This window comes from Massilia sp. (genome assembly GCF_031995545.1).
Classification (GTDB): Bacteria; Pseudomonadota; Gammaproteobacteria; order Burkholderiales; family Burkholderiaceae_D; genus Telluria.
Genome location: NZ_DAMAGA010000010.1, coordinates 49391 through 64528, shown reverse-complemented (window position 1 = coordinate 64528; position 15138 = coordinate 49391). Strand labels below are relative to the sequence as shown.

At 64.6% G+C, this 15138-nt stretch carries 10 protein-coding genes; 6 read left to right on the top strand and 4 right to left on the bottom strand.

Going from position 1 to position 15138, the window contains the following annotated elements; genetic code table 11:
- The first annotated feature begins 34 nt into the window (after positions 1 to 34).
- From RTQ83_RS09795 to RTQ83_RS09780, 4 genes are all read left to right on the top strand, one after another.
- A complete protein-coding gene (locus RTQ83_RS09795; RefSeq protein ID WP_290417758.1) occupies positions 35 to 715 on the top strand; it encodes a response regulator transcription factor in 681 nt (226 codons plus the stop codon).
- 290 nt (positions 716 to 1005) lie between these two features.
- Complete coding sequence (locus RTQ83_RS09790; protein WP_312513853.1) at positions 1006 to 1716, top strand: transposase; 711 nt, start codon at positions 1006 to 1008, stop codon at positions 1714 to 1716.
- Positions 1717 to 1968: 252 nt separating this feature from the next.
- Positions 1969 to 6684 (top strand): glutamate synthase-related protein, encoded by a 4716-nt coding sequence (locus RTQ83_RS09785; protein ID WP_312513850.1) that lies wholly within the window; start codon positions 1969 to 1971, stop codon positions 6682 to 6684.
- Positions 6685 to 6722: 38 nt separating this feature from the next.
- Complete coding sequence (locus RTQ83_RS09780; protein WP_312513847.1) at positions 6723 to 8186, top strand: glutamate synthase subunit beta; 1464 nt, start codon at positions 6723 to 6725, stop codon at positions 8184 to 8186.
- Between the two features lie 67 nt (positions 8187 to 8253).
- Here RTQ83_RS09780 and RTQ83_RS09775 read toward each other — a convergent pair whose 3' ends face one another.
- The 4 genes from RTQ83_RS09775 to RTQ83_RS09760 are packed head-to-tail and all read right to left on the bottom strand — an operon-like array spanning position 8254 to position 13137.
- Complete coding sequence (locus RTQ83_RS09775; protein WP_312513845.1) at positions 8254 to 9963, bottom strand: hypothetical protein; 1710 nt, start codon at positions 9961 to 9963, stop codon at positions 8254 to 8256.
- The gene (locus RTQ83_RS09770; protein ID WP_312513843.1) at positions 9960 to 11687 is read right to left on the bottom strand and encodes a 6-pyruvoyl-tetrahydropterin synthase-related protein; all 1728 of its coding nucleotides are present in this window, start codon (positions 11685 to 11687) and stop codon (positions 9960 to 9962) included. Before RTQ83_RS09770 ends, RTQ83_RS09775 begins: the two co-directional genes overlap by 4 nt.
- Positions 11684 to 12739, bottom strand: coding sequence for a glycosyltransferase family 2 protein (locus RTQ83_RS09765; protein WP_312513841.1), 1056 nt, complete (start codon positions 12737 to 12739; stop codon positions 11684 to 11686). Before RTQ83_RS09765 ends, RTQ83_RS09770 begins: the two co-directional genes overlap by 4 nt.
- The gene (locus RTQ83_RS09760; RefSeq protein WP_312513839.1) at positions 12724 to 13137 is read right to left on the bottom strand and encodes a GtrA family protein; all 414 of its coding nucleotides are present in this window, start codon (positions 13135 to 13137) and stop codon (positions 12724 to 12726) included. The genes RTQ83_RS09765 and RTQ83_RS09760 overlap by 16 nt, the downstream gene beginning before the upstream one ends.
- 413 nt (positions 13138 to 13550) lie before the next feature.
- On the opposite strand from RTQ83_RS09760, the gene RTQ83_RS09755 reads away from it, so the two are divergent.
- Positions 13551 to 14354: an ABC transporter ATP-binding protein gene (locus RTQ83_RS09755; protein WP_312513837.1), complete on the top strand. Its 804-nt coding sequence runs from the start codon at positions 13551 to 13553 to the stop codon at positions 14352 to 14354.
- Positions 14351 to 15133, top strand: coding sequence for a lipid asymmetry maintenance ABC transporter permease subunit MlaE (gene mlaE, locus RTQ83_RS09750; protein WP_312513835.1), 783 nt, complete (start codon positions 14351 to 14353; stop codon positions 15131 to 15133). Before RTQ83_RS09755 ends, mlaE begins: the two co-directional genes overlap by 4 nt.
- Positions 15134 to 15138 lie beyond the last annotated feature (5 nt).

The window sequence follows — 15138 nt, the reverse complement described above, 5'->3', positions numbered from 1 at the left end:
ACACGGCTGGGCAAAGAGAAAACATGGCCAACGCATGACGCAGATATTGATTGTTGAAGACAATGGCGAGTACGCCGACGACATGGCCGAGTTCTTGACCGAACTCGACCATGAGGTCACGATCGCCAGGACTGCCAGCGAAATGTGGGCGGCCTTGACGCGCACGCCCGCTGCGGTGGTGGTGCTCGACCTCGGCCTGCCGGACGAGGACGGTTTCAACGTGATCCCGCGCATGCGCCAGCTGTACCCCGAGATCGGCCTGCTGGTATTGACCGGCCGCGTCGCCTTCGACCACCGCATCCTGGGCCTGCGCCTGGGCGCCGACCACTACCTGACCAAGCCGATCAAGTTCCCCGAACTGGCCGCCCACATCGAGGCGCTGGACCGCCGCGTACGTCCGCCCGATCCCGCCCCGGCGCCGAGCAAATGGACACTGCGCGTCAGCGCGCGCCAGCTGCAGCTGATGGACAAGACGATCGACCTGACCGAAAAGGAATGCAATTTCCTGCACCTGCTGACGATCAACACCCGTCCGGTGCCGCGTCACGTGATCGTGGCCGGCATGGGCGGCGAAGATCCCGACGCCAGCCGCCGCGTCGACATGCTGGTCTACCGCCTGCGCAAGAAAGCCCGCTCCGGCCTCGGCCAGGACCTGCCCCTGCGCAGCGCCTACGGCGAAGGCTACAGCCTCTCCGCCGGCTTCACCCTCGCCTGACCCCCGCGCCACCCCGGCGCTTTTCACCCCTTCAATTAGGGTCAGAGTAAAATTGTTGGCCAATTTCCACCTAGATAATTAGGGTCAGAGTCGAATTATTGGCCAATTTACTCGTTTCCATGGCTTCCACGATCCGATTTCGCTAAAAAGGGACAGAGTCAATAGTCTCTGAGCTGTGTTCAGGAATAATTGGGGACAGAGTCGCGCCTTTTTTGGCCGAGCTTGCGATTAATGAGGGACAGAGTCATTATCAGGCGTTAGAATTGCTGCTCGACATTGAAGCAGACGCCATGGCCCGCCAACCCCGACTCATCGTTCCCCAGCAACCGCACCACGTGATCCAGCGCGGCAACGACCGCCAGGTGATTTTCCGGGAGCAGGCCGATTACCAGAAATTCATGGTCTGGCTCAAGGACAGCGCGCGCTTCTACGAAGTGGCGATCCATTCCTATGTGCTGATGCCGAATCACCTGCACCTGCTGGCCACTCCGGCCGACGCCACCGGCCTGGCGCTGATGATGCAGAAAGTCGGCCGCCTGTACGTCCCCTGGTTCAACCACAAGTACGAACGCACCGGCGGCCTGTTCGAAGGGCGCTTCCGCACCTCGCTGATCGATACTGACCGCTACTTCATGACCTGCAGCCGCTACATTGAGCTCAATCCGGTGCGTGCCCAGATGGTGGCGGGGCCGGGCGACTATCCCTGGTCCAGCTATGCGCACCACGCCGGGGCCAAGACCGATACCCTGGTGGCCGACCATGCGCTGTTCTGGGCGCTGGGCAATACGCCGTTCCAGCGCGAAGCCGCCTATATGGATATGTTGCAGCAGGGCCTTACCACGGAAGAGGTCGAATTCATCACGCTGTCGATCCTGAAGAACCAGCCGCTGGGCTCGAATACCTTCAAGACCGACCTCGAGCGCAAAACCCAGCGCCAGATCCTGCCGGCCAAGCGTGGACGGCCATTTGCGCGCACTTTGCCACCGCCTCCGCAAGCCTGAACGCGGCTCATTCCCCCTTTGACGGCACGGTTATCCGTGCCGTTTTTGCATCTATACATCCTTTAAAATCAAGGGCTTAGCCCAGCAGTCATGGCTGCATGGAGCACGCGATTGACTCTGTCCCCATTTATTCGCTTTCTCAAAAAGTTGTCAAACAATTCGACTCTGACCCTAATTATTCTGGTTGACGGTTGATTTTGCATTGCACTATTCTCGGCGTTCGACCCTCGAAAAAGCTGTGGAGAACGCCTCATGATTGCCCAAGGTTTGTATGACCCCGCCAATGAACACGATGCCTGTGGCGTTGGTTTCATCGCCCACATCAAGGGCAACAAGAGTCACTCGATCGTGGAACAGGGTCTGCAGATCCTGAAGAACCTCGATCACCGGGGCGCCGTCGGCGCCGATGCGCTGATGGGCGATGGCGCCGGCATCCTGATCCAGATCCCGGACCAGTACTATCGCGACGAGATGGCCAAGCAAGGCGTCGAGCTGCCGCCACCGGGAGAATATGGTGTCGGCATGGTGTTCCTGCCGAAAGAGCACGCCTCGCGCATCGCCTGCGAGCAGGAAATCGAGCGCGCCGTGCGCATCGAAGGACAAGTGGTGCTGGGCTGGCGCAACGTGCCGGTCGACGAGACCATGCCGATGTCGCCGTTCGTGCGCGCCAAGGAACCGGTGATCCGCCAGATCTTCATCGGGCGCGGCCCGGACATCATGGTCACCGACGCACTGGAACGTAAGCTGTACGTGATCCGCAAATCGTCGGGCCACGCGATCCAGGCCCTGAAACTCTTGCACGGCAAGGAATTCTTCGTGCCGTCGATGTCGGCGCGCACCGTGGTCTACAAAGGCCTGCTGCTGGCCGACCAGGTCGGCGTGTTCTATAAAGACCTGCAAGACCCGCGCTGCATCTCGGCCCTGGCCCTGGTGCACCAGCGCTTCTCGACCAACACCTTCCCCGAGTGGCCGCTGGCCCACCCCTACCGCCTGATCGCGCATAACGGCGAAATCAACACCGTCAAGGGCAACTTCAACTGGACCCGCGCGCGCGAAGGCATCCTCAAGTCGGCGGTGCTGGGCGAAGACCTGCAAAAGCTGTTCCCGCTGATCTATGAAGGCCAGTCCGACACCGCCTGCTTCGACAACGCGCTCGAACTCCTGATCATGGCCGGCTACCCGATCGGCCAGGCGATGATGATGATGATTCCCGAAGCCTGGGAAAACCATCCGGCGATGGATGACAACCGCCGCGCCTTCTACGAATACCACGCCGCGATGATGGAGCCGTGGGACGGCCCGGCCGCGATGGCCTTCACCGACGGCCGCCACATCGGCGGCACCCTGGACCGCAACGGCCTGCGTCCGGCGCGCTACGTGATCACCGAGGACGACCTGGTGGTGATGGCGTCCGAATCGGGCGTGCTGCCGATCCCGGAATCGCGCATCGTCCAGAAGTGGCGTCTGCAGCCGGGCAAGATGTTCCTGATCGACCTGGAAGCCGGCCGCATCATCGACGACAAGGAGCTGAAGGACACCTACGCCAACGCCAAGCCGTACAAGGCGTGGATCAAGTCGGTGCGCATCAAACTGAATGAAATCAAGCTGGCCGAGGGCCAGCAGGCTGCTGCTCGCGGCAAGGATGCGCAGGGCGAAAAGCCGGCGCTGACGCTGCTCGACCGCCAGCAAGCCTTCGGCTACACCCAGGAAGACCTGAAGTTCCTGATGGCGCCGATGGCAGTGCTGGGCGAGGAAGCCACCGGCTCGATGGGCAACGACTCGCCGCTGGCCGTCACCTCGAACAAACTCAAACCCCTGTATAACTACTTCAAGCAGCTGTTCGCCCAGGTGACCAACCCGCCGATCGACCCGATCCGCGAAAGCATGGTGATGTCGCTGGTCTCGTTCATCGGCCCCAAGCCGAACATCCTCGACACCAACAACGTCAACCCGCCGATGCGCCTGGAAGTGTCGCAGCCGATCCTGGGCTTCGACGACATGGCGCGCCTGCGCGGCATCTCGCAGCACACCGGCGGCAAGTTCAAGGCCTATGAGCTGAACATCTGCTATCCGGTCGCCTGGGGCAAGGAAGGCATCGAAGCCTCGATCGCCTCGCTGTGCGCGGAAGCGGTGGACGCCGTCAAATCGGGCCACAACATCCTGATCGTGTCGGACCGCCGCCTGTCGCCCGACCTGGTCGCGATTCCCGCGCTGCTCGCCACCTCCGCCGTGCACCAGCACCTGGTGGGACGCGGCCTGCGCGCCTCCACCGGCCTGGTGGTCGAAACCGGCTCGGCGCGCGAGACCCACCACTTCGCGCTGCTGGCCGGCTACGGCGCCGAAGCCGTGCACCCTTACCTGGCGCTGGAAACCCTGGCCGAGCTGGCCCATGGCCTGCCGCACGAGATGTCGGCGGATACCGCCAGCTACAACTACATCAAGGCGATCGGCAAGGGCCTGATGAAGGTGATGTCGAAGATGGGCATCTCCACCTACATGTCTTACTGCGGCGCCCAGATCTTCGAAGCCGTGGGCCTGAACAAGTCGCTGGTCGACAAGTACTTCAAGGGTACCGCCTCGAACATCGAGGGCATCGGCGTGTTCGAAGTGGCCGAGGAAGCGCTGCGCCTGCACACGCTGGCCTTCGGCGCCGATCCGACCCTGGCCAATGCGCTGGATGTGGGCGGCGAATACGCCTTCCGCGTGCGCGGCGAAGACCACCTGTGGACGCCGGACGCGATCGCCAAGCTGCAGCACTCGACCCGCGCCAACAACTACTCGACTTATAAAGAGTATGCGCAGCTGATCAACGACCAGAGCAAGCGCCACCTGACGCTACGCGGCCTGTTCGAATTCCGCATCGAGCGCGAAAAGGCGATCCCGCTGGAAGAAGTGGAACCGGCCAAGGACATCGTCAAGCGCTTCGCCACCGGCGCCATGTCGCTCGGTTCGATCAGCACCGAGGCCCACGCCACGCTGGCGATCGCGATGAACCGCATCGGCGGCAAGAGCAATACCGGCGAAGGCGGCGAAGACCCGCTGCGCTACCTGAATGAGTTCAAGGGCATCGCCATCAAGAAGGGCGAAACCCTGGGTTCGGTGCTGGGCGCCGACCGCGTGGTCGCCGACATTCCGCTGGAAGAAGGCGACTCGCTGCGCTCGAAGATCAAGCAGGTGGCATCGGGCCGCTTCGGCGTCACCGCCGAGTACCTGAACTCGGCCGACCAAATCCAGATCAAGATGGCGCAGGGCGCCAAGCCGGGCGAGGGCGGCCAGCTGCCGGGCCACAAGGTGTCCGAATACATCGCCAGCTTGCGCTTCTCGGTGCCGGGCGTGGGCCTGATCTCGCCGCCGCCGCACCACGATATCTATTCGATCGAAGACCTGGCGCAGCTGATCCACGACCTCAAAAATGCCAACCCGCGCGCCTCGATCTCGGTCAAGCTGGTGTCGGAAGTCGGCATCGGCACCGTCGCCGCCGGCGTCTCGAAGGCCAAGGCCGATCACGTGGTGGTGGCCGGCCACGATGGCGGCACCGGCGCTTCGCCGCTGTCGTCGGTCAAGCACGCCGGCACGCCGTGGGAACTGGGCCTGGCCGAAACCCAGCAGACGCTGGTGCTCAATGGCCTGCGCAGCCGGGTCAGAGTGCAAGCGGACGGCCAGATGCGCACCGGCCGTGACGTCGTGATCGCCGCCATGCTGGGCGCCGACGAAATCGGCTTCGCCACCGCGCCGCTGGTGGTGGAAGGCTGCATCATGATGCGCAAGTGCCACCTGAATACCTGCCCGGTGGGCGTGGCCACGCAAGACCCGGTCCTGCGCGCCAAGTTCCAGGGTAAACCGGAACACGTGGTCAACTATTTCTTCTTCGTCGCCGAAGAAGCGCGCCAGATCATGGCGCAGCTGGGCATCCGCACCTACGATGAGTTGATCGGCCGCGCCGACCTGCTGGATAAATCCAAAGCGATCGGGCACTGGAAGGCGCAGGGCCTGGACTTCTCGAACATCTTCTACCAGCCGAAGGTCGAGAGCCCGCGCGCCCTGTTCCACACCGAAGAGCAGGACCATGGCCTGGACAAGGCACTCGACCACAAGCTGATCACGCAGGCCCGTGCCGCGTTGGAAAAGGGCGAACGGGTCTCGTTCATCTCGCCGGTGAAGAACCTGAACCGCACCGTCGGCGCCATGCTGTCGGGCGAAGTCGCCAAGCGCTATGGCCACGCCGGCCTGCCGGACGACACCATCCACATCCAGCTGCAGGGCACCGCGGGCCAGTCGGCGGCGGCGTTCCTGGCCGGCGGCATCACGCTCGACCTGGTCGGCGAAGGCAACGACTACGTCGGCAAGGGCCTGTCGGGCGGGCGCATCATCGTGCGTCCGAACACCGAGTTCCGCGGCCGCGCGGTGGACAACATCATCGTCGGCAATACCGTGCTGTATGGCGCGATCTCGGGCGAAGCCTATTTCAACGGCGTCGCCGGCGAACGCTTCGCGGTGCGCAACTCGGGCGCCACCACGGTGGTGGAAGGCTGCGGCGACCATGGTTGCGAATACATGACCGGCGGGACCGTCGTGGTGCTGGGCGAGACCGGGCGCAACTTCGCGGCCGGCATGTCGGGCGGTGTGGCCTATGTGTACGATCCGAAGGGTGACTTCGCGGGCCGCTGCAATACCACCATGGTGAACCTGGAGCCGGTGCTGGCATCGCGCGACCAGACCGATCCTGCCGCATGGCACAGCCAGGGTCGGGGCAGCGAGCGCGAGGCGGACGAAGTGATCCTGCGCCGTTTGATCGAACGCCACTTCAAGCACACCGGCAGCACCCGCGCGCGCAACCTGCTCGACGACTGGGCCAACAGCCGCGCCAAGTTCGTCAAGGTGTTCCCGACCGACTACAAGCGCGCGCTCGAAGAGATGCATTTCTCGAGCATGGAAGAAGCGAACGACAAGATCGAGCTGGCGGCGTAACGCTCTTGCATCGCCGACCAACTGACAAGGAAAACAACGTGGGCAAAATCACCGGCTTCATGGAATTCGAACGGCAGGAAGAGGATCACCTCGAACCTGCCGCCCGGCTCAAGAACTACAAGGAATTCACGATCACCCTGACCGATGCGCAAGCCAAGGTCCAGGGCGCGCGCTGCATGGATTGCGGCATCCCGTTCTGCAACACGGGCTGCCCGGTCAACAACATGATCCCGGACTGGAACGACCTGGTCTTCCACAACAACTACCGGCACGCGCTGGAAAACCTGCACTCGACGAATAACTTCCCCGAGTTCACCGGCCGCATCTGCCCGGCCCCGTGCGAATCGGCCTGCACCCTGGGCATCAACAACGATCCGGTCGGCATCAAGTCGATCGAGCGCAAGATCATCGACACCGGCTGGGAGCACGGCTGGGTGGTGCCGCAGCCTCCCGCCGTCAAGACCGGCAAGAAGGTCGCCATCGTCGGCTCCGGCCCGGCCGGCCTGGCCGCGGCCCAGCAGCTGGCGCGCGTCGGCCACGATGTCACCGTGTTCGAAAAGAGCGACCGCGTGGGCGGCCTGCTGCGCTACGGGATCCCCGACTTCAAGATGGAAAAGAACCTGATCGACCGCCGGGTCGAACAGATGCAGGCGGAAGGTGTGACCTTCCGCACCGGTGTCCTGATCGGCAAGGATTTCCCGGCCAGCGTCAGCAACATGGCGCGCGACACCATCTTCCCGGAAGACCTGGACAAGGAATTCGACGCCGTGATCCTGGCCGGCGGCGCCGAGCAGCCGCGCGACCTGCCGGTGCCGGGGCGCGACCTGAAAGGCGTGCACTTCGCGATGGACTTCCTGCCGCAGCAGAACCGCGTGAATGCCGGCGACAAGCTGAAGGACCAGCTCAAAGCCACGGGCAAGCATGTGGTGGTGATCGGCGGCGGCGACACCGGTTCGGACTGCGTCGGCACCTCGAACCGCCATGGCGCGGCCTCGGTGACCCAGTTCGAACTGCTGCCGCAGCCGCCCGAGCACGAGAACAAGCCGCTGGTCTGGCCTTACTGGCCGACCCGCCTGCGCACCTCGTCCTCGCACGAGGAAGGCTGCGAGCGCGACTGGGCGGTAGCGACCAAGCGCCTGGAAGGCAAGGGCGGCAAGGTGGACAAGCTGATCGCCTGCCGCGTCGAGTGGAAGGACGGCAAGATGATCGAAGTGCCGGATTCGGAATTCGAGATGAAGGCCGACCTGGTGCTGCTGGCGATGGGTTTCGTCTCGCCGGTACAGCAGGTGCTGGACGCGTTCGGGGTGCAGAAGGATGCGCGCGGCAATGCGCGCGCCACGGTCGATGGCGACGTCGCCTACCAGACCTCGAGCCCGAAGGTGTTCGCGGCCGGCGACATGCGCCGGGGCCAGTCGCTGGTGGTGTGGGCAATCCGCGAAGGGCGCCAGTGCGCACGCGCGGTGGACGAGTTCCTGATGGGGGCATCGACGCTGCCGCGCTAAGCATGGCGCGCGCATGAAAAAAGGCCGCCGGTCATCCCAGCGGCCTTTTGTTTTCAGCGGGCCGGCATCAGGCCCGTTTCAATTCCCGCTGCGGCGCCGAGTCGGCCGAAGTGGCCGCCACGCCATCCTTGCGGCGGCGCGCCAGCAGCACCAGCGCCAGCCACACCAGCAGCGCGCCCGCGCTGACCCACAGGCCCGCGACTTCGACCGGCAGGCGAACGTAGTGCAGCGCCACGTCGTGACGCCCGGCCGGCAGGTCGAGCACGATCGCGCCGGTGTCGGCGTCCAGGCGCCAGTCCTGCACCCGGCCATCGACCGTGGCCTGCCAGGCCGGGAAACCGAATACCGGCAGGCGCAGGCTGGCCGCGCGCGGCGCATCCACCGTCAGTGCGTAGGAATGGCTGCGCTTGTCGACGGCCGAGCAGGCGACGCCGGCGCGCCGGCAATCGTGGGCCTGCGAACCGTTTTCGGCGTACTCCTTCCACTGCGGTCCGCGCGCGCCCAGCGCGTATTCCGGCTGGCCGAAGCGGCCGCTGAAATACTGCTCGTGGGTCAGCATGCGCTCGCCGTCCTTGACGATCTTCAGCTGCAGCAGGGCGGCCTGGCCGCACTGGCCCAGGACCAGCAGCACCGCCGCCACCCGCACCGCCTTGCTCCAGCGCGTCCACGCGCCTTCGCTCAGCTGGATCGCCAGCGCGATGCTGGCCAGGATCGAGGCCACGAACATGAAGCGGTAGGGGAACTGCAGTTTTTGCATGGCGCCGATGTAGGCGTACAGCGGATAGGCCAGCTCGCTGCCCAGCAGCAGCGCGCACAGCGCGACCCAGCCGATGCGGCGCGCGGTAACCAGGCCGGGGCTCAGTGGCTGGGTTGCAGTGGCACGCACGCTGCGCGGAAGCAGTACCAGCAGCACCAGGCCCAGGCACAGCAGCGCGAACGGCCACTGCACGCCGAACCAGTAGGTGCCGTGCACGAACTGCGACACCAGCGGCAGCGCGAAGCAGCGGCGCCAGTTGAAGCCCTGTTCCCAGCCGGCCGGATTAATCAGCGCCATCTGGGTCACGGCCGGATAGACGAAGAACGCCGCCAGCGCCAGGCCCAGCACGATGCCGCCCAGCCAGGTCAGGTGGGCCGGCCAGGTGGACGGCCGCGGCGGCGCGACGATCAGGCGTGCGAAGCCGGTGCACAGCAGGGTCATCATGCCGCTCAGCAGATGGCTCAGGCAGATCAGGCACAGCAGCGCGGCGATGACGCGCGCGCGCGGCTTGTCGCGCATGCTCTCGGCCGCGAACAGGAGGCTGAACGGGATGCTCAGGCTCCACGGGAAGGCCGCCAGGTGGGTCGACATGAAGTACAGCGTCGGACAGGCCACCACGAACATCGCGCCCAGCAGCGCGGAGCGGGCCGGGTAGCGCCGCAGGAAGTACCAGAACACCACCGCCGCCACCATCAGGAACGGTACCGCGGCCGCCAGCACCAGCGCGCGCTCGGGCCGGAAGCCCAGCCACAGGAACAGGCTGCTGATGTAATAGAACAGCGGCTGGTAATAGAAAAACGACGGGTCGCCCAGCCCGCCCTGGGCCGCATAGGCCCAGCGCGGCAGCAGCCAGCCGTCCTGCAGCGCGGTATGGAACTGCTCGATCCAGCGCAGATGCACCGCGATGTCGTTCTGGTGCGCCAGCTTCAGGGTCATGGCCGGGTACAGCCACATCGCGGCGATGAACAGGAACAGGGCCAGCGCGCCGAGGGGACGCAGGCGGCTTTCGGTGGTGTTCATGGCTGCATTCCTTGGCGAGGGTGATCCTTGGCGCGGCGCAGGCGCCCGGCCACCAGCAACAGCAGCACGGCCACCCCGGCGGCCAGGCTGATGATGCGGCCGGTACGATCGGCCGCCAGGCCGATCCAGTGCAGGGCGACCTGATGGCGGCCCGGCGCCAGTTGCGCCAGCACCACCCCGGTGGCGGGATCGGCGGCCAGGGCTTGCGGCGCGCCGTCCACCGTCAGCTGCCAGGCCGGATAGGCGAACATCGGCAGGCGCACCTCGACCGCGCGCGGCGTCTCGATGGTGGCGCCGAAGGCGTGGGTGCCGTCGTCCCGGACCGGGGTGCAGGCGATCTGCAGGCGCAGGCATTCGCCGATCAGGCCGCCGTCCTCGACGTACTGCTTCCAGTGCGGACCGCGCACCGCCGGCAGGTATTCGGGCTGGCCGAACACGCCCTGCATGTATTGCTCGCGCTGCGGCAGATCGAGACCGCTCCGGTGGATCTGCCACTGCAGCAGCAGGGTCTGGGCGAAGTAGCCGGCGAAGATCGCCAGCGCCGCCAGGCGCAGCAGCCGGTTCCAGCGCGACCAGCCGCCCTCATACAGGTGCAGCACCAGCGCGATGCTGGCCAGGATCGTGGCCACGAACACGAAGCGGTAGGGGAACTGGATCTTCTGCAGCGGCGGCAGCAGCGCGTACAGCGGATAGGCCAGCTCGCTGCCGAGGGCCAGCGCCGCCAGCGCCACGATCGTGAAGCGGCGCGCCAGCACCTGTCCCGGCGTCGGCACCGGCGCGCGCCTGGCCAGCAGCACCAACAGGCACATGGCCAGCGCGAACACCGCGAACGGCCACTGGATCGCGGCCCAGCGCAGGCCGTACTGCATGAAGGTGACGGTCGGGAAGGCGAAGGCGCGGCGCCAGTCGAAGTTGTCGCCGCCGGTCCAGCCTGCCGGATTGATCAGGCCGAGCTGGGTCACCGCCGGATAGACGAAGAAGGCGGCCAGCCCCAGGCCGAGCGCGACGCCGAGCAGCCAGGCGCCGTGGCGCATCAGGTTGTGGCGCGCCGGGACATGCAGCACCAGCCGGCCGACACCGGTCGCCATCAGCGCGATCAGGCCGCTGAGCAGGTGGCTCAGGCACAGCAGGGCGAGCAGGATTGCAACCCGCGCCGGACGCGGATCGTCGCGCGTGCTTTCGCGGATGAACAGGATGCTGAACGGCAGGCTCAGGGTCCAGGGATAGGCCGCCATCTGCGCCGCCAGGAAGAACAGCACCGGGCAGAACACGACGAAGCAGGCGCCCAGCAGCGCGCGTCCGGCGCCGTAGCGCTTGAGGATCGAGAACTGCACGACCAGGCCCAGGATCACGAACGGCGTCAGGGCGCCCAGCAGCAGCGCGCGCGGCGGGCTGGCGCCGAGCAGCGCATAGGCACTGGTGATGTAATAGAACAGCGGCTGGTAGTACGAGAAGGTCGGGTCGCCCAAACCGCCGAACGAGGCCCAGGCCCAGCGCGGCAGCAGCCAGCCCTCCTGCAGCGCGGCCAGGAACTGATCCGACCAGCGCAGGTGTACCAGGATGTCGACCTGTTTCGGCAGGCGCAGTTCGAATAGCGATTGCGCCCACAACAGCAGCACGAAAGCCAGCAGCAGCGCACCGGCCAGCAAGGGATTCAGACGCGCGCTGGCGCCTCCCGCAGCGGGAAGGACGCCGGCGCCGTCGGCCGGCGGCGTGGCGCTCATGCGCCCGGTTCCTCGCGCTTGCTGAAGCTGCCGTCCAGTTCGGACGGGACCAGGCGGTTGAGCAGGTACAGCGGACGGCGCTTGACCTCGTTGAAGATGCGGCCCACGTATTCGCCCAGCAGGCCGACCGAGATCAGCTGCACGCCGCCGAGGAACAGGATCACCGCCATCAGGGACGGATAGCCGCGCACCGGATCCGAGAACAGCAGCGCCTTGGCGATCACCACCACCGCATACAGCAGCGCGAACAGGGCGATCGCCACGCCCGCGTAGGTGCTGACCTTGAGCGGGGCCACGGTGAACGAAGTGATGCCCTCGATCGCGAAGTTCCACAGCTTCCAGTAGTTCCACTTGGTCTCGCCGGCGGCGCGCGGGTCGCGGCGGTAGGACAGCGGACGCGAAGGGAAGCCGATCCAGGCGAACAGGCCCTTCATGAAGCGGTGCTCTTCGCGCAGGCCGCTCAGCGCCTGCACGGCGCGCCGGCTCATCAGGCGGAAGTCGCCGGTGTCTTTCGGGATGTCGACCCGGCTGACCTGCTTGATGATGCGGTAGAAATATTTGGCGGTGAGCTTCTTGAACCAGGTCTCGCCGTCGCGCACGGTGCGGGTGCCGTAGATGACGTCGTAGCCTTCGCGCCAGCCGTCGAGCATGGCGGGAATCAGTTCCGGCGGATCCTGCAGGTCGGAGTCGAGCACCACCACCACATCGCCCTTGGTGTGATCGAGGCCGGCGCTCAGGGCAATCTCCTTGCCGAAGTTGCGCGACAGGTCGACCACGGTGACGTGCGGATCGCGCTCGCGCAGGGCGTGCATCAGCTGCAGGGTGGTGTCGCGGCTGCCGTCGTTGACCAGCACGATTTCGTAGGCGCAGCCGATGCCGATCATGACTTCGGTCACGCGGCGGTGGAATTCTCCCAGTACCTCTTGCTCGTTATAGGCAGGCGCGACCACCGAGATCGAGGGCATGGCGCCGGGACCGCGCGGGGTCAGGGCGGCCTTCAGGCCGGGTCCGGGTTGGGGAGCGGTTACAGCCGGGTTTACCGATAAATCCATTTTTTGCTCACTACGAAATTAATGAAAAGAACGAGGACGGTGGCGACCACCTGGGACAGCAGGAAATGCAGGCCAATGCCGCTCAGCCAGCCGACGATGGCGCCATTGAGCACCGCGCCCAGCACCGACAGCGCGACGAAACGCGGGATGGTCTCCTTGTGCGAACGCTCGGTGGTGAAGGTATAGCGGCGGTTCAGGATATACACGACGCAGGCGCCGAAGCAGGCGCCGATGGCGGCGGCCAGGCCGGGGGCGACGTCCAGGAACATCACCAGCGCCAGGAAAATCGCATAATGCAGCCCGGTCGCCGTGGCGCCGACGAAAGCGAACTTGAGAAACTGCATGCCGTTACGGGCGCGTGCGCCGGAAAGCCGCGAAGGGGCAGCGGGCTTGTTCATGGCAAGAACCTTGACTTGAAAATAAACATTATATTAACAACTAGAAATGACAGGCGCGTTTTATGTAAGGTAACAACACTTTTTTGTGGACAAAACGAATACGCAAACCGTCTTTATATAAGAGAACCGGGAACCGCGGCCACGCGAATTGCTGCAAAGCAGCGATGACAAGAGGAAATGAACGGAGGTGGCTAAAGTTGCCTCACTGCATTTGTTGACTTAATTCAATAAATCGCAATATTGCGAAACATACATATCTCAACAAAAACAATAGCTTACCGAGCGAAATAGATGACTCGTGAGTTATTAGTGTTGTAATAGTACGTCGCCGCCTCGCCGTAAACAGGGGTGTCTCCAGCAGGATGATAGCTTTCTGCACTACAATACCGGATTACCCAAACTTTAATTACGCCGTGTCGAACCTAGTCGAAATCCGCGATCTGCATTTTGCGTACGGTGAGCGTTCCATCCTGTCGAATCTGCGCATGGACTTCCCGCGCGGCAAGCTCATTGCCGTCATGGGCGGCTCCGGCTGCGGCAAGACCACGGTGCTGCGCCTGATCGGCGGCCAGATCCGCCCCCAGCGCGGCGAAGTGCGCATCGGCGGCGAAGTCGTGCATCAGCTTGACACGCAGGGCCTGTACCGCCTGCGCCGCCGCATGGGCATGCTGTTCCAGTTCGGCGCCCTGTTCACCGACCTGTCGGTGTTCGATAACGTCGCTTTCCCACTGCGCGAACACACCGATCTGCCAGAAGAACTGATCCGCGACCTGGTGCTGATGAAACTCAACGCCGTCGGCCTGCGCAATGCGCACCGCCTGAAGCCGGCCGAGATCTCCGGCGGCATGGCGCGCCGCGTGGCCGTGGCGCGCGCGGTGGCGCTGGACCCGGAACTGATCATGTACGACGAGCCGTTCGCCGGCCTGGATCCGATCTCGATGGGCGTCACTGCCAACCTGATCCGCAACCTCAACGACGCGCTCGGCTCGACCTCGATCCTGGTCTCGCACGACGTGCAGGAGTGCTTCGCCATTGCCGATTACGTGTACTTCATGTCGGCTGGCAAGATCGTGGCAGAAGGTACGCCAGACCAACTGCGTGTTTCGGAAGACCCTTACGTGAAGCAATTCGTGAATGCAGCGCCGGATGGCCCGGTGCCGTTCCACTATCCCGGCAAGTCGCTGGCCGACGACCTAGGCTTGGGGGTGCGTAAGTGATCGCTCGCATTATTGGCGGCGTTGGCCGCACTGTGCGCGAAAACATCGCCAGCTTCGGCTTTGCGGTGCGTTCCTTCTTCAACCTGATGCGTGTGTCGCCTGGCGCCTTCCGTCGTCCGGGCCTGATTTCCGAGCAAATTCATTTCATCGGCAACTACTCGCTGGTGATCATTGCCGTCTCCGGCCTGTTCGTCGGCATGGTGCTGGCGTTGCAGGGTTACTACACCCTGAACCAGTACGGCGCCGAGCAGATGCTGGGCCAGGTGGTGGCGCTGGCGCTGGTGCGCGAGCTCGGTCCGGTGGTCACCGCGCTGCTGTTTGCCGGCCGCGCCGGCACCTCGCTGACCGCGCAGATCGGCCTGATGAAGGCCGGCGAGCAGCTGTCAGCAATGGAAATGATGGCGATCAACCCGCTGCAACGCGTGCTGGCGCCTCGTTTCTGGGCCGGCGTGGTCGCGATGCCGGTGCTGGCCACTGTGTTCTCGGCGGTCGGCGTGCTGGGTGGTTACCTGGTGGGCGTGAAACTGATCGGCGTCGATGAAGGTTCGTTCTGGGCGCAGATGCAATCCGGCGTCGATGTGCGAAATGACGTACTGAACGGCGTAATCAAAAGCTTTATCTTTGGCATCGCAGTGACCTTTACCGCCCTGTTCCAGGGGTATCAGGCCCAGCCGACGCCGGAAGACGTGTCGCGCGCCACCACGCGCACCGTCGTGATCGCTTCGCTGCTGGTCTGGGGTCTGAACTTCGTGATGACCGCCCTGATGTTCAATAAATAAGTTAT